The sequence below is a fragment of the Chromohalobacter nigrandesensis genome (assembly GCF_023061285.1).
GTDB lineage: Bacteria > Pseudomonadota > Gammaproteobacteria > Pseudomonadales > Halomonadaceae > Chromohalobacter > Chromohalobacter nigrandesensis.
Genome location: NZ_JAKGAM010000007.1, coordinates 83,261 through 106,987 on the forward strand (window position 1 = coordinate 83,261; position 23,727 = coordinate 106,987).

General features: G+C 62.1%; 23 protein-coding genes. 11 read left to right on the forward strand and 12 right to left on the reverse strand.

Annotated elements, in window-relative coordinates:
- Positions 1-6 precede the first annotated feature (6 nt).
- Entirely contained in the window at positions 7-927 is a 921-nt protein-coding gene (argB, locus tag L1073_RS10430) for an acetylglutamate kinase (RefSeq protein WP_246899080.1), read from the forward strand.
- Positions 928-1,032: 105 nt separating this feature from the next.
- Positions 1,033-1,650 carry a nucleoid occlusion factor SlmA gene (gene slmA / locus L1073_RS10435; RefSeq protein ID WP_246899081.1) on the forward strand — a complete coding sequence of 206 codons (618 nt, stop codon included), beginning with the start codon at positions 1,033-1,035 and terminating at the stop codon, positions 1,648-1,650.
- 94 nt (positions 1,651-1,744) lie between these two features.
- Here slmA and rpoH read toward each other — a convergent pair whose 3' ends face one another.
- The 4 genes from rpoH to ftsY all read right to left on the reverse strand — a co-directional run bounded on the left by rpoH (position 1,745) and on the right by ftsY (position 5,933).
- Positions 1,745-2,611: an RNA polymerase sigma factor RpoH gene (gene rpoH, locus L1073_RS10440; RefSeq protein WP_246899083.1), complete on the reverse strand. Its 867-nt coding sequence runs from the start codon at positions 2,609-2,611 to the stop codon at positions 1,745-1,747.
- Positions 2,612-2,765: 154 nt separating this feature from the next.
- A complete protein-coding gene (ftsX, locus tag L1073_RS10445) occupies positions 2,766-3,758 on the reverse strand; it encodes a permease-like cell division protein FtsX (RefSeq protein ID WP_246899085.1) in 993 nt (330 codons plus the stop codon).
- Positions 3,755-4,423 carry a cell division ATP-binding protein FtsE gene (ftsE, locus tag L1073_RS10450; protein ID WP_246899087.1) on the reverse strand — a complete coding sequence of 223 codons (669 nt, stop codon included), beginning with the start codon at positions 4,421-4,423 and terminating at the stop codon, positions 3,755-3,757. Before ftsE ends, ftsX begins: the two co-directional genes overlap by 4 nt.
- A 4-nt stretch (positions 4,424-4,427) precedes the next feature.
- A complete protein-coding gene (gene ftsY, locus L1073_RS10455; RefSeq protein WP_246899089.1) occupies positions 4,428-5,933 on the reverse strand; it encodes a signal recognition particle-docking protein FtsY in 1,506 nt (501 codons plus the stop codon).
- 136 nt (positions 5,934-6,069) lie between these two features.
- On the opposite strand from ftsY, the gene rsmD reads away from it, so the two are divergent.
- Both rsmD and L1073_RS10465 read left to right on the forward strand, forming a co-directional pair.
- Positions 6,070-6,693: a 16S rRNA (guanine(966)-N(2))-methyltransferase RsmD gene (gene rsmD / locus L1073_RS10460; protein WP_246899183.1), complete on the forward strand. Its 624-nt coding sequence runs from the start codon at positions 6,070-6,072 to the stop codon at positions 6,691-6,693.
- A gap of 123 nt (positions 6,694-6,816) precedes the next feature.
- The gene (locus tag L1073_RS10465) at positions 6,817-7,026 is read left to right on the forward strand and encodes a cell division protein ZapB (protein WP_246899090.1); all 210 of its coding nucleotides are present in this window, start codon (positions 6,817-6,819) and stop codon (positions 7,024-7,026) included.
- Between the two features lie 49 nt (positions 7,027-7,075).
- Here the strand turns inward: L1073_RS10465 and rimI are convergent, their stop codons facing one another.
- The 7 genes from rimI to prfB all read right to left on the reverse strand — a co-directional run bounded on the left by rimI (position 7,076) and on the right by prfB (position 13,760).
- The gene (gene rimI / locus L1073_RS10470; protein ID WP_246899092.1) at positions 7,076-7,567 is read right to left on the reverse strand and encodes a ribosomal protein S18-alanine N-acetyltransferase; all 492 of its coding nucleotides are present in this window, start codon (positions 7,565-7,567) and stop codon (positions 7,076-7,078) included.
- Positions 7,536-8,441, reverse strand: a complete 906-nt coding sequence (locus L1073_RS10475) for a hypothetical protein (protein WP_246899093.1) — start codon at positions 8,439-8,441, stop codon at positions 7,536-7,538. Before L1073_RS10475 ends, rimI begins: the two co-directional genes overlap by 32 nt.
- On the reverse strand, positions 8,389-8,700 hold the full coding sequence (locus L1073_RS10480; RefSeq protein WP_246899095.1) for a BolA family protein: 312 nt from the start codon (positions 8,698-8,700) through the stop codon (positions 8,389-8,391). Before L1073_RS10480 ends, L1073_RS10475 begins: the two co-directional genes overlap by 53 nt.
- Positions 8,701-8,766: 66 nt before the next feature.
- Positions 8,767-10,146, reverse strand: a complete 1,380-nt coding sequence (locus L1073_RS10485; RefSeq protein WP_246899184.1) for an MFS transporter — start codon at positions 10,144-10,146, stop codon at positions 8,767-8,769.
- Between the two features lie 106 nt (positions 10,147-10,252).
- The gene (locus L1073_RS10490) at positions 10,253-10,639 is read right to left on the reverse strand and encodes a hypothetical protein (RefSeq protein ID WP_246899097.1); all 387 of its coding nucleotides are present in this window, start codon (positions 10,637-10,639) and stop codon (positions 10,253-10,255) included.
- Between the two features lie 353 nt (positions 10,640-10,992).
- The gene (gene lysS / locus L1073_RS10495; RefSeq protein ID WP_246899099.1) at positions 10,993-12,495 is read right to left on the reverse strand and encodes a lysine--tRNA ligase; all 1,503 of its coding nucleotides are present in this window, start codon (positions 12,493-12,495) and stop codon (positions 10,993-10,995) included.
- 166 nt (positions 12,496-12,661) lie between these two features.
- Positions 12,662-13,760 (reverse strand): peptide chain release factor 2 gene (prfB, locus tag L1073_RS10500; protein ID WP_246899101.1). Its coding sequence is split into 2 segments (ribosomal slippage): positions 12,662-13,684 and positions 13,686-13,760, totalling 1,098 coding nucleotides; the frame shifts between segments, so codons are not numbered across the junction.
- Positions 13,761-14,025: 265 nt separating this feature from the next.
- On the opposite strand from prfB, the gene L1073_RS10505 reads away from it, so the two are divergent.
- The 7 genes from L1073_RS10505 to thpD all read left to right on the forward strand — a co-directional run bounded on the left by L1073_RS10505 (position 14,026) and on the right by thpD (position 22,180).
- Positions 14,026-15,627, forward strand: coding sequence for a peptide ABC transporter substrate-binding protein (locus tag L1073_RS10505; RefSeq protein WP_246899102.1), 1,602 nt, complete (start codon positions 14,026-14,028; stop codon positions 15,625-15,627).
- 238 nt (positions 15,628-15,865) lie between these two features.
- Positions 15,866-16,792, forward strand: coding sequence for an oligopeptide ABC transporter permease OppB (gene oppB / locus L1073_RS10510; RefSeq protein WP_246899104.1), 927 nt, complete (start codon positions 15,866-15,868; stop codon positions 16,790-16,792).
- A 16-nt stretch (positions 16,793-16,808) separates the two neighbouring features.
- Positions 16,809-17,738 (forward strand): ABC transporter permease subunit, encoded by a 930-nt coding sequence (locus L1073_RS10515; RefSeq protein ID WP_246899106.1) that lies wholly within the window; start codon positions 16,809-16,811, stop codon positions 17,736-17,738.
- Between the two features lie 7 nt (positions 17,739-17,745).
- On the forward strand, positions 17,746-19,344 hold the full coding sequence (locus L1073_RS10520; RefSeq protein ID WP_246899107.1) for an ABC transporter ATP-binding protein: 1,599 nt from the start codon (positions 17,746-17,748) through the stop codon (positions 19,342-19,344).
- 125 nt (positions 19,345-19,469) lie between these two features.
- On the forward strand, positions 19,470-19,757 hold the full coding sequence (locus L1073_RS10525; protein WP_246899109.1) for an EF-hand domain-containing protein: 288 nt from the start codon (positions 19,470-19,472) through the stop codon (positions 19,755-19,757).
- Positions 19,758-19,820: 63 nt separating this feature from the next.
- The gene (locus tag L1073_RS10530; protein WP_246899111.1) at positions 19,821-20,945 is read left to right on the forward strand and encodes a porin; all 1,125 of its coding nucleotides are present in this window, start codon (positions 19,821-19,823) and stop codon (positions 20,943-20,945) included.
- A 329-nt stretch (positions 20,946-21,274) separates the two neighbouring features.
- Positions 21,275-22,180, forward strand: a complete 906-nt coding sequence (gene thpD, locus L1073_RS10535; protein WP_246899112.1) for an ectoine hydroxylase — start codon at positions 21,275-21,277, stop codon at positions 22,178-22,180.
- A 121-nt stretch (positions 22,181-22,301) separates the two neighbouring features.
- Here thpD and L1073_RS10540 read toward each other — a convergent pair whose 3' ends face one another.
- On the reverse strand, positions 22,302-23,642 hold the full coding sequence (locus tag L1073_RS10540) for an OmpP1/FadL family transporter (RefSeq protein ID WP_246899114.1): 1,341 nt from the start codon (positions 23,640-23,642) through the stop codon (positions 22,302-22,304).
- Between the last annotated feature and the right edge of the window lie 85 nt (positions 23,643-23,727).

The window sequence follows — 23,727 nt, forward strand, 5'->3', positions numbered from 1 at the left end:
ACATTCATGAGTGAACACGCACGCGACCCGCGTCTGGTGGTCGAGATCCTGTCGGAGGCGCTGCCCTACATCCAGCGTTTCTCCGGCAAGACCGTGGTGGTGAAGTACGGCGGCAACGCCATGACCGAGGACACGCTGATCGACTCCTTCGCCCGCGACATGGTGCTGATGAAGGAAGTCGGCATCAATCCGGTGGTGGTGCACGGCGGCGGCCCGCAGATCGGCGAGCTGCTCGAGCGGCTGAACATCGAATCGCGCTTCGTCGGCGGCATGCGCGTCACCGATGCCGAAACCATGGACGTGGTCGAGATGGTGCTCGGCGGGCTGGTCAACAAGAGCATCGTCAACCTGATCAATCGCAGCGGCGGCAAGGCCATCGGCCTGACCGGCAAGGACGGCGCGCAGATCACCGCACGCCAGTTGCGCGTCGAACACCAGACCCCGGAGATGACGGCGCCGGAGATCATCGATATCGGCCATGTCGGCGAGGTCGAGCACATCGCCACAGACCTCATCGAGATGCTCACCGCGCGCGATTTCATCCCCGTGATCGCGCCGATCGGCGTCGACGCCGAGGGCCATAGCTACAACATCAACGCCGACCTGGTCGCCGGCAAGGTCGCCGAGGCGCTGAACGCCGAGAAGCTGATGCTGCTGACCAATGTCGCCGGGCTGATGAATACCGAGGGCGAGGTCATGACAGGGCTTACCACCGCTCAGGTGGACGCGCTGATCGGCGATGGCACCATCCATGGCGGCATGCTGCCCAAGATTCGCTGCGCACTGGATGCCGTCAAAGGCGGCGTGGCCAGTTCGCATATCATCGATGGCCGCGTACCGCACGCCACGCTACTGGAGATATTCACCAACGCCGGGGTCGGCACGCTGATCACCGACATCGACAGCGACGAAGGCGCCACGGACTGACAATTCCCCTCGCACCCGGGACGGTGCGCCGCGATGCGCGACGATTTGTCGGCATCCCGGCAGCCCATTAGGATGGGCTAACACGATTCCAACAGAAGAAAATCGATGACGCAGGAAACACCCAAGCAAAGTCGCCGGGAGCAGATCCTCCAGGCGCTGGCGCTAATGTTGCAGGAGGACAGCGGCAAGCGGATCACGACCGCCGCCCTGGCCCGCCAGGTCGGCGTCAGCGAAGCCGCCCTCTATCGGCATTTCCCCAGCAAGGCACGGATGTTCGAAGGGCTGATCGAATTCATCGAGGAGACGCTATTCGAGCGCATTCGCCGCATCCTCGATGAGGAGCCGCAGGCACAGGCGCGTTGTCATCATATCCTGACACTGCTGCTGGGCTTCGCCGAAAAGAACCCCGGCCTGTGCCGGTTGCTCGTCGGCGATGCCTTGACTGGCGAAACCGCGCGCTTGCGCGTACGCATGACGCAGCTCTTCGACCGCCTGGAAACCCAGCTCAAGCAGATCCTGCGCGAAGCCGAGATTCACGAAGGCTTGCGCACCACGCTACAGGTCTCGGCCACCGCCAACCTGCTGCTGGCTGCGGCCGATGGGCGCATCACGCAATATGTGCGCAGCGACTTCCGGCGTCTTCCCACCGAGCACTGGGAAGATCAGTGGCAGATGCTCTCCGCCCGCCTGCTGGTCGCCACACCGCATCCCGCCCACGTGTAGACGCCACAGACGACAATGCCCGGCGCATGGCCGGGCATTGCTGCTTTCGCGCGTGGGTCCCGTCGCATTGACCTTGGCGCGTTAGCGCTCGAACTCAGGCGGCGAAGCCGTCGCCGAGCTGTTGCTTGATCTTCTTCATGGCATTTTTCTCGAGCTGACGAATACGCTCGGCGGAGACGCCGTACGCATCGGCCAGCTCATGCAGCGTAGCCTTGGACTCGGAAAGCCAACGACGCTTCAGGATATCCTGCGAACGTTCATCGAGCTTACCCAGCGCCGTCTGCAGGCGATGCGAGGAGTCTTCCTCCCAGTCCGCCGCTTCGAGCTGCGCGGCAGGATCGTAGCGCTCGTCGTCGAGGTAATGAACCGGCGCCTGATAGCCCTGATCTTCATCTTCGGAAGGCGAGGCATCGTAGCCGGCATCGAACGCCGAGAGACGGCCTTCCATCTCACGCACCACCTGCGGCTTGACGTCGAGATCCTTGGCAATGGCATCGACTTCGTCGTTATTGAGCCACGCCAGGCGCTTCTTGGCGCCACGCAGATTGAAGAACAGCTTGCGCTGGGCCTTGGTGGTGGCGATCTTCACGATGCGCCAGTTGCGCAGCACATATTCGTGAATCTCGGCCTTGATCCAGTGCACGGCGAACGATACCAGGCGCACACCCTGATTCGGGTCGAAACGCTTGACGGCCTTCATCAAGCCGACGTTGCCTTCCTGGATCAAGTCAGCCTGGGGCAGACCGTAGCCGGAATAGCTGCGCGCAATGTGCACCACGAAACGCAGATGCGACATGACAAGGCGCCGCGCCGCTTCGAGATCGCCTTGTTCGTAAAGGCGAAAGCCCAGCTCGCGTTCCTCGTCGGAGGACAGCACAGCAATGCGATTGACGGCCTGAATGTAACCATTCAGGTCATGACCGGGAGAAAGATGACCCACGGGCTGAAGACTGTTGCTCATGCAGATGTCTCCATCGGTTGCTCACCCTGCGTGCGTGGCGTAATCCAACATCCACGGCGGCACGGCAAAGGAATCATGTGCCTGATAGCACGGATGACCCATTAGAAGGCTAACTTGAACGAAAGTTCAATACATGCCATCAGGCGTGTCAAGCCTAGCGGGGTTTGATGTCGGCAAGATGACGGCCGACGGCTAACCAAGCACCCAGCCAGCCAAGCAGTGTACTACAAAAACATAGCAAAACCGAGCCTTTCAGACCCAATCGCGGTAGCGTAAAGTGCGCCCCGTAACTCTCGGCCAAGGCGGTGACCGGCGCCGACAACCAGTGGCCGCCCAGTACCAGCAATACGATCGCCAGCACGCCACCGCCCAGGCCGTACCAAGCACCGCTATACAGGAACGGACGGCGCACGAACGCATGGGTGGCCCCGATCAGCGTCACCACCTCGATCTCCTGACGGCGACTCTCCACCGCCAGGCGAATGGTATTGCCTACCACCAGTAGCACGCCCAGCCCGAACAGTCCCGCCAGCGCCAGGGCCAGACGCTGACCCAACTCGGCCAGACGCCGCAGGCGCTCCAGCCAGGCGAGATCGACTCGCGCCTCATCGACGCCGTCGACCGCTTCGAGATTGCTCGCCAGCACTCGCACAGAATCGGGGTCGGTATCAGCCGGGGTGACCACCACCGCTGCAGGCAGCGGGTTGTCTTCCAGCGAGGCCAGCGCGTCCTCGAGCCCCACGCCCTGTTGAAATTCAGCCAGCCCTTCGGCGGCGGTCACCAACCGCGCTCCCGCCACCGGCGCCTGATCGCGCAACCGCGCGGCGACATCCATCGCCGCACGCTCATCGAGGCGCGTGTCGAGATAGACGGTCACGGTCGCGCTTTCGTCGAGTTCGGCATCCAGCAACCGAGCACTGTCCAGCGCCAGCCACAACCCACTGGGCAGCACCAGAGCGATGGCAATCGCCAGCATGGTCAACAGGCTGCTCAGCGGGCGCTTGGCAAGTCGCTGGGCGCTATCGAGCCACATCGCACGATGATGACGCAGCCACGCCCGCGTGCGGCTTTCCAGTCCTACCTGCGAGGCTCGGGCGCCACGCCGCGCGGGACGCTGGCTTTCCGGAGACGTCGTGCGTCGGGTCATGTCGCCTCCTCGTCGCCGACCAATCGGCCTTCGCGCAAGCGCAGGACCCGGTGCCGCAGGCGCGTGATCAGCGCCAGGTCGTGACTGGCGACCATCACCGTGGTACCGATACGGTTGAAGTCCTCGAACAATCGCATGATATCGGTGGAGAGCTGCGGATCGAGGTTACCAGTGGGCTCGTCAGCGAGCAGCAACGACGGCTTGTTGACCACCGCCCGAGCGATGCCGATGCGTTGGCGCTCACCGCTGGAGAGCTCGATGGGCAGCGCCGTTTCCCGGTACAGCAGCCCAACCTTGTCCAGTGCAGCCCGCACACGACGCGCCGACTCGCGGGGCTCCACGCCTTGAATCTCCAACGGCAGCGCCACGTTGGCGAAGACACTCCGATCGAACAATAGTTGGTGGTCCTGGAAGACCACCCCGATCTGGCGGCGATAGTAGGGAATCTGGCTGAGATGAAAGCGGTCGAGATCATGACCGGCCACCAGCACGCGGCCGCGTGAGGGCTTTTCCAGGCGCATGATCAAGCGCAGCAACGAGCTCTTGCCGGCTCCCGAGTGCCCGGTGAGGAACAACATTTCGCCCCGCCCAACCCGAAAGTTGATATCGGCGAGGGCTTCGGAGCGCCCGCCGTAACGTTTGCCGACATGCTCGAAGACGATCATACCGCTACGCGTCTCCGCCAGTGTCGCGTTCGAACAGCGCGGAGACGAAATCCTCGGCGGCGAACGGCCGCAAGTCGTCGAGGGTCTCGCCCACGCCGATGAAACGGATCGGCGTGCCCAACTGCTTGGCCAGGGCGAAGATGATGCCCCCCTTGGCGGTGCCATCGAGCTTGGTCAAGGTGATGCCGGTCACCGGCACCGCCTCGTTGAAGGTGGAGGCCTGGGACAGGGCGTTCTGGCCCGTCCCCGCGTCCAGCACCAACATCACTTCGTGCGGGGCCTGCTCGTCGAGCTTGGCCATGACGCGACGCACCTTCTTGAGCTCTTCCATCAGGTGGCTCTTGTTATGCAGGCGCCCGGCGGTATCGGCGATCAACACGTCGACACCGCGCGCCTTGGCGGCGGAGAGCGCATCGTAGATGACCGAAGCGCTATCGGCGCCGGTGTGCTGCGCGACGACCGGCACCTGATTGCGGTCGCCCCATACCTTGAGCTGCTCCACAGCCGCCGCGCGGAAGGTGTCGCCCGCCGCCAGCATCACACTGCGTCCCTCGTTCTGGAAACGCTGCGTCAGCTTGCCGATGGTAGTGGTCTTGCCGACGCCATTGACGCCGACCATCAGAATCACGAACGGCCCTTCGCCCTTGGGCGGCAACGCCAGCGGCTGGGCGACCGGATCGAGAAGATCCTGGAGTTCTTCCTGCAAGGCTGAGTAAAGCGCCTGCGGGTCCTTCAATTCCTTGCGCGAGACGCGCTCGGTCAGGCGGTCGATGATTTCGGTGGTCGCCTCGATCCCCACATCCGCCATCAGCAGTTGGGTCTCGAGATCCTCCATCAACTCATCGTCGATCTGTTTCTTGCCCAGAAACAGCCCCGCCAGCCCCTCGGTGAAATTGGCACGTGTCTTGCCGAGGCCCGACTTGATGCGCGCGAACCAACTCTTCTTCTTGGGGCGCTCCCGTGGTTGCGCCACGCTTGCCGGCTCATCGATCTGCGTCGCTGTGTCGGGCTCGGGCTCGGGCTCGGGCTCGGGCTCGGGCTCGGGCTCGGGCTCGGGCTCGGGCTCGGGCTCGGGCTCGGGCTCGGGCTCGGGCTCGGGCTCGGGCTCGGGCTCGGGCTCGGGCTCGGGCTCGGCAATCGTCACCGATTCGGCAGCCGCCTGGGAAGACGCTGGCGGCATCTCGCCATCGGGGGCGACGTCCTCGGCGAGTGCCTCGGCATTAGGATCGAGCGGCCGGGCATCGCCCATGGCGCCATCGCGGGGCGTTACCTCGGGATCGTCCAGGGCTTCGCGCGCGGCCTGGGTTTCATACGGTTCGGGGACAATCTCGGTCGCTTCGGCCGAATCGGGGTCGACCGTTCCAACGGCGCGGCGCGCCTCGTCGTCGGTCACTTCCTCGTGGCCAGTATCGCCCTCTTCGTGGTCGAGCGCCGCCGCATCCTCTTGCGACTCATCGACGTCCTGGGCGGGAGACTCTTGCTTCTTCTTGCGCTTTAAAAAACCGAACATGGGCGTGATCTACGTCTACGCGGACGACGCGCGCCACGTTTTCCGCGACATGGCGGAAATGACGCTCGGCGTCCTGAAGTGTCTGAATCGCCACATCCTATCACTGTGCGACGGATGGCGGTACAATCCGCCGATCATGAATCGACGTCGCTCCTCCTCCGCCAAGCGCCCTGCCCGTGGCACGCGTCGCGCCTCGCCGTCACGCACCAACGGGCGCTTGCGTCTCATCGGCGGCGACTACCGTCGCCGACAGTTGCCCGTGCTCGAGCGCCCCGGGCTACGCCCCACGCCGGACCGCATCCGCGAGACGCTATTCAACTGGCTAGCCTTCGAGCTCGCCGGCGCACAGGTTCTCGACTTGTACGCCGGCACCGGCGCGCTAGGGCTGGAAGCACTCTCGCGCGGCGCTGCCCAGGCCCTTTTCGTGGAGACAGACAGCGATGTCGCCGCCAGCCTGAGCACCAACATCGCCACGCTGAACACTAATGGCCATGTGCATCGCCAAGCCGCCATGGCGTTTCTCGCCGGCCCCGCGACGCCCTGCGATATCGTGTTCCTCGACCCCCCCTTCCGCCAGGGTCACGCCGCCGACGCCTGCCAGGCCTTGGAGGAACACGGTTGGCTGAATGAGGCAGCGTGGATCTATCTGGAAATAGAGCACGAATGCGAGCCTCGGGTGCCCGCTAACTGGCAACTGCATCGCGAGGTGCGCGCCGGCGATGGCATCGGGCGTCTTTATCGTCGCCAGCGCGCTGCCTGACGTCCTGTCGGGGCCAGGAGACGCTTGTCGCGCGCGCGTCGCGCGCGTACGCTAACCGCCAACGGCTCGGCAAGATTCGCCCGTGCCACTCGCATCGCCCCATCCACCGTGTAGGAGAAGTCCATGAGCCTCGAACTTTTCAACCAGCTCGAGCAGAAGGTGCAGAACGCTGTCGAGTCCATCGAGATGCTGAAAATGGAGGCGGAAGAGCTGCGCGAGGAGAACACGCGCCTCAAGCAGGAGCGTGATGAATGGGAACGCCGTCTTAACGGACTGCTAGGCAAGTTCCAGGATATCGAAAACGACGCCAGCGATAATTCGCAAAACCAGTAACTACTGATAACTACAGATAACTACAGATAACTACAGACGGGAAGCGCCGTCAGTCGACCGCTCGCACCGCGAGCGGCCTCGACATCAGGATGGCCGCTTCGCGGACGCCTCCCCTCGCCTCGGCGGGGGGATAGTAACCGCGCCGACGCCCATCCTCGTCGAAACCGTATCGGCGGTACAACGCCAGGGCGGGCGCGTTGCTTTCGCGCACTTCCAGCAGTAGCCGCTCGGCGCCATCCTGCCGGGCGCGCGTCACGAGATGCGCGAGCAACATGCCTGCCATACCTTGACGACGCGCGTGCGGTGCCACGGTGATCGCTTGCAGCTCGGCCTCGAAGGGCAGCCAGGCAAGCACCGCATGCCCCAGTAAGGTCGCGTCACGCCACGCGCCCCATACTTCCAGGGTGTCGTCGGCGAGTGTCCGCGCCAGTATCGCCCGCTTCCAGGGGTGTAGTTGCCCCGCTTCCTCAAGCGCCTCCACGGCATCCAGATGCGCCGGCGTCAGCCGCTCAAGACGCATCGTCGTGGCCGGCCCAGGCATCGCGCCACACCGCGAGCTGCGGCCACAAGGCGCGCTTGGCGGCGGCGGATGACTTGAGTGTCGCCAGCGACGGCAGCGTCCAACAAGGTAGGCCCAGAGTCTCGCTATGCGCTTCCTCGAGGGCCAGTACCGCGTTCAGGGTCGTGTCCTGGCCGAACACCAACAGTCGCTCGGGACGCCAGCCACGTCGTGCCTGACCGGCGAGATAGGCACGCAGGCCGTCGCGCGCATCGTCCAGGGGCGCCGTCGTCACCGGCGCGTTGTCGACGAGCGGCCATTGAAAACTGCGGAACTCGAGCGCCGCGTCCACAACGATGCCGGCCACGCGCAATAGGTTGCCCAGCAGTTCGAGCGCCGTACGATCGGGCGCCGTCGCCTCAGGCACCAGCAACAACCAGCGCCCTTCCAAGGCCGCGACTTGCAGATCATAGCGCAGCGCCGCTTGGGGCCCGGCCTCGCCAACCTCAGCGGTCGACGCCGCCGACTCGGCGGCATCCTCCGGCATCGACCTCGAAGACGACTCGGTGGGCGCATCGCCCAGCAGCAATGCGCGCGCCGACACACTCGAGGCCGGCTTGCCAGTATCTCGCGATGGCGTCGCCCCCGACGATGTCTCCTTCGAAGGTGGTGTCGACGGCGCCCGCACTGCATCGTCGAGCAGCGCTTGCAAGTGCACACCATGGTTCGTCGGCGCTTCGGCGGGGGGCGTTTCCCATTCGCACGCGGGCGTGGGTAGTGCATTGGGCAGCCGATAACGACTGGCCCAGGCGCCAAGCCCCATGGCCTCGAGGTATTGCAACCGCTGGACGTCGCCTACCATGTCAGTGTGCGCCACCGCCCCGGCAATCGGGAGAATCCGGGCGCGCTTCGCCACGCTGGCGCCATTCCTCGGGCGTGTAGAGATGCAGGGCCAGGGCATGCACCGGACCGGACAGCTCGTCGGCCAGCACTGCGTACACCTGCTGATGACGCTTGACCGGCATCAGGCCCGCGAAGCGCTCGGCGACCAGGGTCACCTTGAAGTGCGTTTCGGAGTCCGGTGGCACATGGTGCATGTGGCTTTCATTCTCGACCGTCACATGCTCGGGATCGAGCGATTGCAGTTTCTCTTCGATACGTGCCTGAACACTCATGACACCTTCCTCCTCTGTCGGATACGCGTCATTGTAACGTTTCCCACGCTGGTGAATAAGCATCGCTCACGCCTCGGCACGCGCCAGCGGAATCCGCCACACGCTGAGCGCCAACGCCACCACGACACTGGCGCAGCCCAGCCATAGCGCATACGACAGTGACCCCCAGGACAACGCCAGCATCAACCCCACTGAGGCGGTCCCCAAGGCCTGACCGAAGGTCCGTACAGAGGCCAGGACGCCCGAGGCGTTGGCGCTGTAGGCCAATGTCACGCTGCCGATCATCTCGCGATTGTTGGGCGCCTGAAACAGCCCATAGCCGACCCCGCATAACACCGCCCGCCAGGCGATCGACACGCCACCGGACTCGGCCGTCAAGGTCACCAGGCTCAGCATCCCGAGCAGGAAGATCGCCAGACCGAGCGACGAGATCAACGTCGGATTGAAACGGTCGGCGAGCCGCCCCGAGAGCGGCCCTACCAGCATCAGCGCCAGCGGCCAGGGGGTGAATAGCAGCGCAGCTTCGATCGGCGTCGCCCCCATCACCGTCTGAAACATGAACGGCAACCCCACGAAGGTGATCCCCTGGGCGACGAAGGCCATCAGCGAGATCATCGCAGCGATGCTGAAACGCGTGGCGCGAAACATCGGCAACGGCACCAAAGGTGCATCCGCACGACGTTGACGCCACACGAAAAGCCCCAGGCACAGCACGCTGAGCACCAACGGCAGCCAGGCACTGATGCCGCGCGCACCGTGGCCGATATGATCGAGCGAAAACACGAAACCGCTGAGCATCGCGGCCGACAGCAAAGCCCCCAGCCAATCGAATCCCCGGGACTCGATGGTCTCGCTGGGTAGCGCGCGAATCCCCAGGATCAAGGCCAAAAGCCCCAGCGGCAGGTTGATGGCGAACAGCCACGGCCAACTCGCGAAATGCAGAATGATGCCGCCCAGCGATGGACCGAAGGCGATACCGAAGGCCACCACCAGGGCGCCCATGCCGATTGCCGAGCCCAGCAGGCGCGAAGGGAAAATCAAACGATACATGGAGGGGCCGATGCTCAACATCGCCGCGGCGCCGATGCCTTGCAGCATGCGCGATACCACCAGCCACTCGAAACTACGCGACAGCGCGCAGCACAAGGAAGCCAGCACGAACAACGCCAGACCGCCCAAGTACAGGCGTCGCCGCCCAATGAGCCGACTCAAGGCGGCAAACCCCAGCAACAGAGCCGCGCACACCAATTGATAAACGTTGGTGATCCACACTGCGCGTGACTCGCTCACCGCCAGCTCTTGCGCCAGGGTGGGCAAGGCGATATTGACGATGCCATTATCGAGCACCGACATCAGCGTCCCCAGCACCATCACCAGCATCGCCAGGCGGCGCTGGGGACCGGGCAGGCCTTCGTCGCCGGGGCGTGTCACGAAAAGACGCCGCATCAGCACGTCGCCACGCCTTTGCTTCTCACCGACGCTCTCGTCTCACGACACACCAACGGCTCAATAGGCGCCACGTCCCGGTTCTCTACACTGCTCACCGAACGCGTCAATCCTCTTCGGTTTCAAGCAGCAGCCCATCATCGATCTCGGATATCTCGAGCGGCACTTCATCATCGAGATCCAGCGCCAGATAGCTGTGCTCGACGACGAGGAACTGCTCGAACAGCGCCCAGTCGAGCGGTTCAGGCCACTGGCGCGCGTCTTCTTCCCAAGCGCTCAGCTCGTTCTCGAGCAGATCGAGGTGGCGCTCACGCACGTAGGCGGCCAGCACCTCGGGCGAATCCATTTCCGGGATAAGGTAGATGGTGCTTTCCCGCTCGACATCGTCGAGGGTCAGATCGTCCTCACCGACGGTGGGCTCCAGCGAGTTGATCCAGTCAACGAACGCTTGGGTCGGCTTGACGCTCAGCGCGGAGCGATTGAGCAGCTTCATCGGTGTCACCTCTTTTGGGAACCGCTCGGAGTCGGCGGAATTCGGACCGCAGCCATTATGGGCGCTCGACGCGCCTCTTACCAATAACTCTTGCCCGGCTTCGCCGCGAGCCGCGAGCCGCGAGCCGCGAGCCGCGAGCCGCGAGCCGCGAGCCGCGAGCCGCGAGCCGCGAGCCGCGAGCCGCGAGCCGCGAAAGTCAGTATCGAGTCATGCCGAAAGCTCGCAACCCATTCTCGTAGCCCGTAGCCCGTAGCCCGTAGCTCGTAGCTCGTAGCTCGTAGCCCGTAGCCATGGATTTTGAGCTTTCTTTCCGCTTATAGCTTCTCACTGACAGCTCTGGGCAAAGCCCAGCGCTATTCCGGGCGCATCGCCGGGAACAACAACACATCGCGAATCGACGGGCTATCGGTGAGCAGCATCACCAGGCGGTCGATACCGATGCCCTCACCCGCCGTCGGCGGCATGCCGTACTCCAGTGCGCGCACGTAGTCGGCATCGTAGTACATCGCCTCCAGATCGCCGGCGTCCTTCTCGGCCGCCTGGGCGGCGAAGCGCTCGGCCTGGTCTTCGGCATCGTTGAGCTCGGAGAAGCCGTTGGCGATCTCGCGGCCACCGACGAAGAACTCGAAGCGGTCGGTGACGTGAGGATTGGTATCGTTGCGCCGCGCCAGCGGGCTGACTTCGGCCGGATACTCGGTAATGAACGTCGGCTGATCGAGCTTTTCTTCGGCGACGTGCTCGAAGATTTCGGTCTGCAGCTTGCCGAGGCCCCAGTTCGGCTTGACCGGGATCTTCAAGCGTTCGCAAGTTGCCTGTGCCCCTTCAAGGGTGTCGATGTCGCCTTCGCCGATACCATCGCCGTATTCCAGAATCGACTGGCGCAGGGTGAGCCGCTGGAACGGCTCGCCGATATCATAGTTCTTGCCCTGATACTCGACCGTCGTGGTGCCCAGCACCTCGTGGGCAACCTCACGAATCATCGCCTCGGTCAGGTCGAGCAGATCACGATAATCGGCATAGGCCCAGTAGAATTCGAGCATGGTGAACTCAGGGTTATGCCGCGTCGACAGCCCCTCGTTACGGAAATTGCGGTTGATCTCGAACACCCGCTCGAAGCCGCCAACCACCAGCCGCTTGAGATACAACTCCGGCGCCACGCGCAGATACATGTCGATATCCAGCGCGTTGTGATGCGTGACGAACGGCCGTGCCGTGGCACCGCCGGGGATCTGCTGCAGCATCGGCGTTTCGACTTCCATGAAGCCGCGCTCGACCAGGAAGCGCCGAATGCCGCTGATCACCCGCGAACGCACCTCGAAGACGCGCCGCGACTCGGGGTTCATGATCAGGTCGACGTAGCGCTGGCGATAGCGCGCCTCGGTGTCAGTCAGGCCGTGGAACTTGTCCGGCAGGGGACGCAGGCTCTTGGTCAGCAAACGCGCCTCGCCCATCATCACGTACAGATCGCCCTTGCCGGATTTGTGCACCGGCCCGCGCGCCGCGACGATATCGCCGATATCCCAGCTCTTGATGTCTTCCAGCACCTCGGCGGGCAGGCCTTTCTTGTCGACATACAGCTGAATCTGGTCGGAAACGTCCTGGATGACGATGAACGGCCCACGCTGGCGCATGATGCGCCCGGCGACCGACGCCTGACGGTCGAGCGTTTCCAGCTCGGCCTTGTCCTTGTCGCCCAGCTCGGCCTGCAATTCGGCGGCGAGACTGTCGCGACGAAAATCATTGGGAAAGGCGCTACCGCCTTCTTCCGCAGCTTGGGCGCGGCGTGCCGCCAACTTGGCGCGACGCTCCGCGATCAGATGATTCTCGTCGTGTTGAGAGGAGTCTTGATTGGCCATGTCGTTACCTGTGAAGAATAAAAGAAAGCTGGAAGCTGGAAGCTGGAAACTAGAAGCCAAGATCAAACCACCACTTCACAATCACTCAACGGCTTTTGAAGTTTGACTTTTGATCTTGCTTCCCTCTTACAGCTTCCAGGCACGAAGTGCCGCTCTTCAGGCTTTCTTAAAGCCCCTGTTTCAGGCTCGCCTCGATGAACTGATCCAGATCGCCGTCGAGCACTTTCTCGCAGTTGCTGGATTGCACCCCCGTGCGCAAATCCTTGATGCGCTGGTCATCGAGCACATAGGAGCGGATCTGACTGCCCCAGCCGATATCCGACTTGTTGTCCTCGGCTTCCTGCTTGGCGGCATTGCGCTTGTCCATCTCTATCTCCCACAACTTCGCCCTGAGTTGCCGCATGGCGAAGTCGCGGTTGGCATGCTGGCTGCGCTGGCCCTGGCATGCCACCACGATCCCCGTGGGTTCGTGGGTGATACGCACCGCCGAGTCGGTGGTGTTGACGTGCTGGCCACCCGCACCGCTGGAACGGTAGGTATCGACGCGCAGATCGGACGGATTGACCTCGATCTCGAAGTTGTCGTCGATTTCCGGCGACAGGAACACCGAGGCGAACGAGGTATGCCGACGCCCACCCGAATCGAACGGACTCTTGCGCACCAGGCGATGCACGCCGGTCTCGGTACGCAGCCAGCCGAAGGCGTAATCGCCTTGAATGTGCAAAGTCGACGACTTGATGCCCGCCACATCGCCGCTGGACAACTCGATGATATCAGTCTTGAAACCGTGATGTTCGCACCAGCGCAAGTACATGCGCAGCAGCATGTTGGCCCAGTCCTGCGCCTCGGTGCCGCCGGAGCCGGCCTGGATGTCGAGATAGGCGTTGTTGGTATCCATCTCGCCGGAAAACATACGCCGAAACTCGAGCTTGGTGAGCTGTGACTCGAGCTTTTCGAGTTCGCTTCTCACTTCATCGACGGTGGCGTCATCTTCCTCCATCACCGCCAGCTCGAGCAGCTCCTGGTGATCCGTCAGGCCCTTTTCCAACGTATCGAAGGTCTCGACGACCGCCTCCAGGGTGGCGCGCTCCTTGCCCAGCTTCTGCGCGTAGTCTGGATCGCTCCACACATCCGGGTTTTCCAGTTCGCGGGAGACTTCCTCTAGCCGTTCTTTCTTTGCGGCATAGTCAAAGATACCCCCTCAGGACGTCTGTCCGTTCGGACAGGTCCTTGATGAGGTGGTTGATCGGGTTGATCTCTTGCATGGGAATCCTTTGCAGGTGCGCTGATTCGCACCGCAGCGGCGTGCTTGCCAGCATACGGTGAAGAAAAGAGACACATTGTAGCCAATGCACTCGCGAGCGGCTATCCCATGCCGCGCTACGCGGCATTCGTAAGCGCTCTATCGAATATGTGAAAAAGCATATACGAAATTTGCAATAGACACGTTTCACCAGACGGGGAGAAGGTAATCCAACAGATGTGGTGCCTTTCACGGCATCCGGCACAACAACAAACGGAACCCACAACATGCTTCGACACTCGCATACCCTACTCGGCGCCATGGCGCTGTCTTCTCTGTCATTGACGTCTCTAGCCCTGGCAACACCGGCCCAGGCCGAGACACTGAATATCGGCGTCATGGGTGAACTGGCGTCCTTCGACACCTCGCAGGTGTCCGGCGGCGTCTGGGAATCCCAGGTGTTGATGGATGTCTACGAAGGCCTGCTCAAGAAAAACCCCGAGGGCGAGGCCATCCCCGGCATGGCCACCGATTGGGAGATTTCCGAGGACGGCAAGGCCTACACCTTTCACCTGCGCGACGATGCCAAGTGGTCCGATGGCGAACCGGTCACCGCAGAGGATTTCGTGTTCGGCTGGCAACATCTGCTCGACCCGGCCAGCGCCTCGAAATACGCCTATCTGCTCTACCCGATCAAGAACGCCGAGACGGTCAACGTCGGCGACAAGCCGCTCGAGGCGTTGGGCGCCGAGTCACTGGACGGCGGCAAGACCCTCAAGGTCACCCTCGAGTCGCCGACACCGTTCTTCCTGCAGCTACTGACCCACTACACCGCCTATCCCTTGCCCAAGCATGCCGTCGACGAATACGGCAAGAAGTGGGTCAAGATGGACAACATCGTCACCAACGGTGCCTTCGAGCCGGCGGAATGGATCTCCCAGTCACGTATCACCGTCGAGAAAAACCCCGAATACTATGACGCCAGCGAGGTCAGCCTCGACAGCGTCAATTACTTCAATACCGAAGATCGCAATGCTGCCATCTCGCGCTTTCGTGCGGGTGAGCTGGATATCATCCGCGATTACCCCTCGAGCCGTTACCAGTGGCTCGAGGAAAACCTGCCAAAGGCCACCCACCTGAGCCCGATGCTGGGGACCTACTACTACGTACTCAATACTCGCGAAGGCCGACCGACCGCCGACAAACGTGTCCGGGAAGCATTGAACCTGGTCGCGCGCCGCAAGGTGCTCTCCGAGCAGATCATGGCCGGCAGCTTCAAGGACGCCTACTCGCTGGTCCCGCCCGGCACCAGTCATTATGACGTCCAGCGCATGGACGGCGTCGACGGCGATTACGCCAAGCGCCTGGCCAAGGCCAAGCAGCTAATCGAAGACGCCGGCTACGGCCCCGACAACCCGCTGCATCTGCAGTTGCGCTACAACACCTCCGACGAGCACAAGAAGATCGCCATTGCCCTGGCGGCGATGTGGAAACCGCTGGGTGTCGAGGTCGAAATGACCAATGCCGAAGCCACCGTCCACTACCAGACCATCCAGGAAGGTGACTTCGACGTCGCTCGCGCCGGCTGGATCGCCGACTACAACGATGCCGAAAACTTCCTGACGCTGCTACGCAGCGGCGTCGGCAACAACTACGGCGGCTACGACAACGCCGAGTACGACAAGCTGCTCGACCAGGCCGCCAGCACCCTGGATCTCGACAAGCGCGAGGCGCTCCTCGAGGAGGCCGAGAACGTCGCCCTCGACGACTACGCCCTGGTGCCATTGCTCTACTACGTGACGCGCAACCTGGTGAACCCCGATATCAGCGGCTGGCAGGACAACGCCGAGGATGACCATCCTTCACGTTGGGTGCAGTTCTCTGAGTAAGGACACCTTTGCACAACCTACAAGTGAAAGGTGGACGCCGAGAGCAAACCGAAGCGAGGGTCATTCGTCATGGCCGGAAAACAGTTCCCGACTTTTCCGGCATTTCCGCCATCCATGGCGGTCAGATGACGAATGTAGCGCCCAAGGATGGGGTCACAGCGCCCTCGCGCAGGCTTGCTAGCGGACCAGTCCATCCCTGTGATACCGCCCCGTCTGCAGACGATGTACGGAATGCCCCATGCTGACCTATACCCTGAAACGCCTGCTGATGGCGATTCCCACCCTGCTGATCGTGATCACGATCTCGTTTTTCCTGATGCGCGTGGCGCCGGGTGGGCCGTTCGACGGCGAGCGCCAATTACCCCCGGAAATCGAGGCCAACCTCAAGGCGGCCTATCACCTCGATGAGCCGTTGCCCCAGCAATACCTGCGCTACATGGGCAATTTGTTGCAGGGGGATTTCGGGCCGTCGTTCAAGTACAAAGATTTCTCGGTCACCGAGCTGATCGCTCAAGGCTTTCCGGTGAGTCTCGAGATCGGCGGCCTGGCCATTCTTCTTGCGCTGTTGATCGGGCTTCCGCTGGGGATCATCGCGGCCCTGCGGCGCAACTCAGGTGTAGATTACACGGTCATGGGCACGGCATTGGCAGGTATCGCAGTGCCCAACTTCGTGATCGCGCCGATCCTGGCGCTGGTATTCGGCGTCCTGCTTGCCTGGCTCCCCGCCGGCGGCTGGAACGGCGGCGCCCTGCCCAATCTCGTGCTGCCGGTGATCGCGCTGTCGATCCAGCAGATCGCCTATATCGCACGCATGATGCGCGCCAGCATGATCGAGGTGTTGGGCAGTCACTACATTCGCACGGCGCGTGCCAAGGGGCTTTCCGAGCGCCAGGTGATCTGGCGCCACGCCATCCGCCCGGCGCTGCTCCCCGTGACGTCCTACCTGGGTCCGGCAATCGCCGGCATCATCACCGGCTCGGTGGTGATCGAGCAGATCTTCGGCATTCCCGGCATCGGCCGCTACTTCGTGCAGGCCGCGCTCAACCGCGATTACACCCTGGTGATGGGCACGGTGGTGTTCTACGGCGCACTGATCGTGCTGATGAACCTGCTCGTCGACCTGCTTTATTCCGCACTCGATCCGCAAATCCGTTATGACGACTGACCGGCGAGAAACGACCATGACGACGGACACCACGTCCTACAGCGGGCACAAACTGCCGCCCGGCAGTCCCAACCCGCCGGCCGAACCCGATCCCGTGGCGGGCGAAAGTCTCGGACAAGATGCCTGGCGACGGCTCAAGCAGAACAAGGCGGCGATGGTCAGCCTGATATTGCTGGTCCTCATCAGCGCAGTATGCGTGGCAGGACCTTACCTGCTCCCTTGGGGACTCGCCGAGGTTGACTGGAATGCCTTCAGTGTCGCCCCGACCCTGGAGAACGGCCACTTCCTGGGTACCGACGCCAACGGTCGCGACCTGCTCACCCGCACGCTCTATGGCGGCCGCGTATCGCTGTCGGTGGCCTTGGTGGCCACCTTCGTCAGCTTGGTGATCGGGGTGCTCTACGGGGCCATTTCCGGCTATGTCGGCGGGCGTGTGGACAACCTCATGATGCGCTTCGTCGACATCATGTACTCGCTGCCGTTCATGTTCCTGGTGATCCTGTTGATGGTGGTGTTCGGGCGCAACATCTTCCTGATCTACGCCGCCATCGGCGCGGTCGAGTGGCTCGACATGGCGCGCATCGTGCGCGGCCAGACGCTGGCGCTCAAGCAGCGCGAGTTCATCGAAGCCGCCCATGCACTGGGGGTCCGCGATCGCAAGATCGTCACCCGCCACCTGATCCCCAACGCCATCGGCCCGGTGATCATCTACGTCACGCTCACCGTGCCCAAGGTCATCCTGCTCGAGAGCTTCCTGTCGTTTCTCGGCCTCGGCGTGCAGGAGCCGCTGACCAGTTGGGGCGTGTTGATCTCCGCAGGGACCGACATGATGCAGAGCGCACCGTGGCTGCTGCTGGTGCCGTCGCTATTTCTCGCCGTGACGCTGTTCTGTCTCAACTTCCTGGGCGATGGGCTGCGCGATGCCCTCGACCCGAAAACACGCTGAGGTGACCGTGGCTGACAATCTGCTTGAAATCGACAACTTGAGCGTCGACTTCCAACTGCCCAACGGCACCGTCTCGGCGGTCAAGGACGTCAGTTTCTCCATCCAGCCTGGCGAGACGCTGGCGCTGGTCGGCGAGTCCGGCTCCGGCAAGTCGGTGTCATCCACCGCCGCGATGCGGCTGTTGCCCGAGCTGGCGCGAACGTCTGGTGCCATTCGCTTCAAGGGCGAGGACCTGTTGAGCGCCACGCCCAAGCGCATGCGCCGCATCCGCGGCAACGCCATTTCGATGATCTTCCAGGAGCCGATGACCTCGCTCAACCCCTTGCAGCGCATCGGTCGGCAGATCGCCGAGGTGCTGGAAAAGCACCTCGGCCTCAATGGACGCCAAGCGCGCCCCAAGGTCATCGAACTGCTCGAGCAAGTCGGCATTCCCGAACCTTCACGGCGCATCGACAGCTATCCCTACGAGCTCTCCGGTGGCCAACGCCAGCGGGTGATGATCGCCATGGCGCTGGCCTGTGAGCCCGAGCTGTTGATCGCCGACGAACCGACCACCGCGCTCGACGTCACTGTGCAGGCGCAGATCCTGGCGCTTCTCAAGGACCTGCAGGCGCGCTACGGCATGGCGATTTTGTTCATCACCCACGACCTGGGAATCGTCCGCCACTTCGCCGACCGGGTGTGCGTGATGCGCCACGGCGAACTCGTCGAATCAGGCACCACCGGCGAAGTGTTCGGCAATCCCCGACACGCTTACACACGCATGCTGATCGATGCCGACCCGCATGGCCGCAAGGCTCCCGTCGACACGACGATGCCGATGCTGCTGGAAGCGAAAGACCTGCGTGTGCGCTTCGCGCTCAAGAAGCGCTTGTTCCGCGCCAGCGAATACTTCGAGGCGGTACGCGGCATCGACCTGAGCATTCGTCGCGGCCAGACCGTGGGCATCGTCGGCGAGTCCGGCTCGGGAAAGTCGACGCTCGGCCGGGCGCTGTTGCGACTCCTCAAGAGTCGCGGCGAGATTCGCTTCGACGGCAGCGATATCGCCGCCCTCGATACCGGCAGCATGCGCCCGCTGCGTTCACGCATGCAGGTGGTCTTCCAGGACCCCTTCGGCTCGCTGTCGCCACGCATGACCGTCGGCGAGGTGATCAGCGAGGGGCTGCGCGTACATCATCCGGAATTCAACCGCCGCCAACGCGAAGCGCAGGTCATCGAGGCGCTCGAGGAAGTCGCGCTCGACCCGGCGATGCGCAACCGCTATCCCCACGAGTTCTCCGGCGGCCAGCGTCAGCGTATCGCCATCGCCCGGGCGCTGGTGCTCAAGCCGGAATTCCTGCTGCTCGACGAACCCACCTCGGCGCTGGACCGCTCGGTGCAGGTCACGGTGATCGACCTGCTGCGCAACCTGCAGCAAAAGCATGACCTGACCTACCTGTTCATCAGCCACGATCTCTCGGTGGTACGCGCCTTGGCCGACACGGTGCTGGTGATGAAGGAAGGTCAGGTGGTCGAGCAAGGCACCACCGAGGAGATTTTCGCCCAGCCGCGCGAGCGTTATACACAAGAACTGATGAGGGCCGCCTTCGTCGACGACGCCGCCTGAACCGCACGCATTAACTCCAAGAACAAACGACTTCGGCTGCAGGCGCTAACGGCGCCTGCCTAGGGCACCTGCGGCCGTTTGGTGGGGCACTTGCCCCAAAACACACTCCGTCAAGGAGCTTTTAGATGCACAAGAAAACTGGATGTTTGATCACTGCAAGCCTGCTGGTGCTGGCCGGTTGTCAGGGCTATGCCCCGCCCGGCGATGGTGAAGGTAGCTTCGAGCGCGGCAAGCTCGAGATGAGCGCACCACCTGAGCAGATCGCGCATTTCAACGAACTCGATACCGATGGTAACGGCACCATCGATCCCAGCGAAGCACGTACCGATACCGACCTACTGTCCACTTTCGGCACTCTCGATAAGGACAGCGATCGGCAACTGTCGCTCGAGGAATATCTCGACGGCCAGTAAGCCAAAGCCATGAAACCGCTATCTGCGGACAACAAGAAACACAATGACTCACAAGGTTTTTTCATGAATAACAATCGCAAACTGACCGGTTTGGCCATTGCAATCGCCGCCGCCCTTACGACCCAACAGGCCATTGCCGCCACCCTGTATGAAACCACCCGCGACAAACTCACCCTCAGCGGACGTATCGCCGCCGGTAGTAGCTTTGTCGACGAGGTCGACGACGACCACGATCCGGTCAATGCAGGCTCGCGGGTCCGACTGATCCACGAACACAACTTCCAGGGTGGCTGGTCATCCGTCGCCCGCGCCGAATGGGGCTTCGATCCGTTCTTCGAGGATGGCACCGACGCCCATTACAAGCGCATGCTCTACGCAGGGGTCAGCCACGATGACTACGGAACGCTGTTGGTCGGCAAGCAATACTCACTATGGTATGACATGGTCGCCTACTGGACCGACTGGTTCTGGTACAACGGCGCCACTGCCCAGGGAAGCTTCAACGGCGCGGCCGGCGATGGCGGCTTCGAGGGTAACGGTCGCCCCGACAATGCCGCCACCTACAAGAACACCTTCGGTGACTGGACGGTAGGCGTGCTTTATCAGACATCACGCGACGACGTGCCCACCAACGCCGGCTACACAGGCAACCTGGAGGGCTACGAACGTGACTATACCGGCCAAGGTGCAGTGGTTTACAAGCCCAGCGATGACTGGTCGTTCGGCGCCACCTATACCCATAGCGCTATCGACGGCAAAACCGCTGGCGACGGCAAGACCTCTGAGAATGTCGATGCCGGCTTGCTTGCAGCCCGCTGGACACCCGGCAATTGGTACTTCGCACTGAGCGGCGGTGAATACCATAACCTGGTTCGTGGCAGTAGCTTCACCGGCACCGACGAAGCCGACGGCATCATCGACGAAGCACGTGGTTACGAGGGCGTGGCACTGTACAACGTCAAGCACCAAGTGCCAGGAACAGTGCAACTCTATACGGGGTTCAATCGTCTCGAGGACTCCAACTCCGACGCGCGTGATGCCTTCTACCTGGCCGGCGCCGCTTGGCTAACCCTCGACGACAACCTGATTATCGCCTTGGAGCGCAAGTTCGACGACTCGGTGGAAGCCGATGGCAGCAGCAATCTCGGAAACGACGAGACTGATCTACTGGTGCGCTATAACTTCTGACCAACGTTGGTCTACACGCCGGGAGCAGCGTTGTTCCCGGCGTGACGCTCTTACTCTTTCGAAAAACATGTCCGAGAAAAGTAAGTCGCGAATATGATGCCAAGCAAAATCCGGCCATGCGGTCGGATTTTCTGATTGTGAGTCGAATCGAGCGTGCCTTAACACATGCTAAATACAAGCGCAGGATTGGAGCTTAGCCTCGGCATCCACGCTAGCCAGGATGGCTAGCGTGGATATATGACGGTGTTGTCGACGTTAGCTTGCCCAGCTACGGTTATATGCGAACGGTAGCGACACCGTTTCAAAGCAGACTAATGGAGGAGTTTGCAATGAAAGAGACTCAAGATCTGTTCCCGACGCGCCTGGAACGCAAACTGGGGATGTTCGAGCGCATCGACCCGGTAGTGCATAGCGAAGGCGAGCAACGCAAGGGGCCGCTCAGCGAAGCCGAGCTCGACGAATTCGAACGCAAGGGCTTCCTTTCCTTCGAAGGATTCTTCAACGAAGACGAGATGGCCGCGTTCCTGGACGAGTTGGCCGACTACGAGAACGACGATGACCTCAAGCTCTCGGAAGGCACCATCCTCGAGCCAAGCAAGCAGGAAATTCGTTCGATCTTCGGCATCCACGAGGTATCCGAGCGTTTCAGCCGCCTGACCCGTGACCCGCGCCTGCTGGCGATGGTCCAGCAGATCCTCGGCGGTGATGCCTATATCCACCAGTCGCGGATCAACTACAAGCCCGGCTTCAAGGGCAAGGGCTTCGACTGGCATTCCGATTTCGAAACCTGGCACAGCGAAGACGGCATGCCCCGCATGCGCTCGGTGAGCTGTTCGATCATTCTCACCGAAAACGGTGAATTCAACGGCCCGCTGATGCTGGTACCCGGCTCGCACAATTACTTCGTTCCCTGCGTGGGCCGCACGCCGGAGAACAACTACAAGGAGTCGCTGAAGAGTCAGGAAATCGGCGTACCGGACAACGCCAGCCTGCGCGAGCTGATGCTCCAGGGCGATATCGAGGCACCCAAGGGGCCTGTCGGCTCGTTGGTGATGTTCGAGTGCAATACCATGCATGGCTCGAACCTCAACATGTCGTGCTGGCCACGCAGCAACCTGTTCTTCGTCTACAACAGTGTCGAGAACACGCTGCACGACCCGTACTGCGGTAACCGCCCGCGGCCCGAGTTTCTGGCCAACCGCAAGGACTGGAGCCCCTTGAAACCTCTCAAGTGAGAGGTTCAAAGAAGGCCGTGCACCACCTTTGTCACTGACATGGCCTTAGGCTGGACCTGAAACGACGAACCCCGGCATTTGCCGGGGTTCGTCGTTATAGACGCTGTACAAGACCTCTCTCTCAAAAACGATAATCCATCGAGAGCGCGAAGACGTTGGCATCCACTTCATAGGTCCCGGAAAGATCGCCACGGCTGGCATTCTCGTTGGTCGGCGTTGCGTTCTGGTCCATATCGCCGTCATCACCGAACACGCGCATGTATCCCGCCGTCACGCCAAACTCCGACGTCGGCATCCAAGTCGCACCAAGAGTCGCCCAACGGCGGTCGGCATCTGGCACGCGCGGCGTACGATGCTCGCTGTCCGGCACCGGGGATTCGTCGACTCCTAAGCCAGCGCGCAGCAACCACTGCGGATTGAGCTGATAGTTGGCCCCGACCGAGAAGGCCCAGGTATCGTCCCAGTTTTCGGTCGTAGTGCTCAATTCGCGGCCACCAGATTCGACGGTCAGCTCCTTGAAGCTGCTCCATTCCGTCCATTCGGCATTGGCCATCAAGGCGAGCCGGTCGGTCAATTGGTGGTAGATACCAAGGTTGAGGTTGGCCGGCGTGGTCAAATCCGCCTTGCCTCCAGCATCCTGAAAGCGTCCCATGCGCTGGGCCCTCGCCAGAATTTGTTGCCCGAACGCGTTGTCGGAGCTGTAGTCAACGTTACCGTCCAGCGTCAGCTCGACCTCTGAACGATAGCTGATGCCCAGGCGTGTCCGCTCGGTGGCCTGAAAAAGCGCACCCAGCGTGTAGCCGTAGCCCCAATCATCGCCGGTCACCTCGGCCATGCCATCGGCATTGCCAACCAAGGCGGGATTGCCAGAACTGCCACCGAGATCGATGGCATTAGACAGAGTAGCGTCAGCATACTGAGCACGCAGACCCACCGCCAAGTTGAGACGATCGGTGGCGCGATAGTTCAGCGTCGGCTGGATATCGATGGTCTCGAGCTCGGTTTCAACGGCGTGATAGCGGCCGATCCACTCCTTGTCATACTTCGTCGAGAGGCCATACGGCGCGGAGATCGCAAGCCCCAAGTCGAAGCGTTCATCCAGGCGCGTCTTGAAGGCAAAGCTGGGCACCCAGGCTTCCTCACCGCCTTTGCGCGAGCCGCCACGATCATAGCTCAAAGGTGACCCGGCTGGGCTAGCCGACGCATCGGTCAATTCGAAGCTGGCATCGATATAGGAAATACCGCCAGCCACTTGGGTGCCCTCGACATTCCCGATAGCCGCCGGATTGTAGGTCATGTAGCTGACGTCCTCGGCACCAGCCGCAGCACCTGCCATGGCGTTGCCCAGTACCTTGGCGCTCTGTTCACGAACCTGAAATCCCGAGGCTGCGGCCTGTCCAGACGCTATCACGGCGGATGCCAGAGTCACGGCAAGCGTGAGCTTGTTAATGTTGTTATGCATGAAAACGTCCTCTTCTGCGGAGACGTGGAGGCGAAAATCGTCTAGATTTTTACCCTTGCCCGAATAATGGCGTGCCTCTTCGTTT

Bases quoted from the DNA above. Each gene is read 5' to 3' on its own strand.
- ftsX (WP_246899085.1), bottom strand. From the start codon at position 3,758: ATGACCCGACGCACGACGTCTCCGGAAAGCCAGCGTCCCGCGCGGCGT.
- argB (WP_246899080.1), top strand. From the start codon at position 7: ATGAGTGAACACGCACGCGACCCGCGTCTGGTGGTCGAGATCCTGTCG.
- ftsE (WP_246899087.1), bottom strand. From the start codon at position 4,423: ATGATCGTCTTCGAGCATGTCGGCAAACGTTACGGCGGGCGCTCCGAA.
- L1073_RS10515 (WP_246899106.1), top strand. From the start codon at position 16,809: ATGACGACGGACACCACGTCCTACAGCGGGCACAAACTGCCGCCCGGC.
- oppB (WP_246899104.1), top strand. From the start codon at position 15,866: ATGCTGACCTATACCCTGAAACGCCTGCTGATGGCGATTCCCACCCTG.
- rsmD (WP_246899183.1), top strand. From the start codon at position 6,070: ATGAATCGACGTCGCTCCTCCTCCGCCAAGCGCCCTGCCCGTGGCACG.
- L1073_RS10465 (WP_246899090.1), top strand. From the start codon at position 6,817: ATGAGCCTCGAACTTTTCAACCAGCTCGAGCAGAAGGTGCAGAACGCT.
- L1073_RS10525 (WP_246899109.1), top strand. From the start codon at position 19,470: ATGCACAAGAAAACTGGATGTTTGATCACTGCAAGCCTGCTGGTGCTG.
- L1073_RS10505 (WP_246899102.1), top strand. From the start codon at position 14,026: ATGCTTCGACACTCGCATACCCTACTCGGCGCCATGGCGCTGTCTTCT.
- L1073_RS10485 (WP_246899184.1), bottom strand. From the start codon at position 10,146: ATGCGGCGTCTTTTCGTGACACGCCCCGGCGACGAAGGCCTGCCCGGT.
- thpD (WP_246899112.1), top strand. From the start codon at position 21,275: ATGAAAGAGACTCAAGATCTGTTCCCGACGCGCCTGGAACGCAAACTG.
- rpoH (WP_246899083.1), bottom strand. From the start codon at position 2,611: ATGAGCAACAGTCTTCAGCCCGTGGGTCATCTTTCTCCCGGTCATGAC.
- L1073_RS10480 (WP_246899095.1), bottom strand. From the start codon at position 8,700: ATGAGTGTTCAGGCACGTATCGAAGAGAAACTGCAATCGCTCGATCCC.
- L1073_RS10540 (WP_246899114.1), bottom strand. From the start codon at position 23,642: ATGCATAACAACATTAACAAGCTCACGCTTGCCGTGACTCTGGCATCC.
- lysS (WP_246899099.1), bottom strand. From the start codon at position 12,495: ATGGCCAATCAAGACTCCTCTCAACACGACGAGAATCATCTGATCGCG.
- rimI (WP_246899092.1), bottom strand. From the start codon at position 7,567: ATGCCTGGGCCGGCCACGACGATGCGTCTTGAGCGGCTGACGCCGGCG.
- slmA (WP_246899081.1), top strand. From the start codon at position 1,033: ATGACGCAGGAAACACCCAAGCAAAGTCGCCGGGAGCAGATCCTCCAG.
- L1073_RS10530 (WP_246899111.1), top strand. From the start codon at position 19,821: ATGAATAACAATCGCAAACTGACCGGTTTGGCCATTGCAATCGCCGCC.
- ftsY (WP_246899089.1), bottom strand. From the start codon at position 5,933: ATGTTCGGTTTTTTAAAGCGCAAGAAGAAGCAAGAGTCTCCCGCCCAG.
- L1073_RS10490 (WP_246899097.1), bottom strand. From the start codon at position 10,639: ATGAAGCTGCTCAATCGCTCCGCGCTGAGCGTCAAGCCGACCCAAGCG.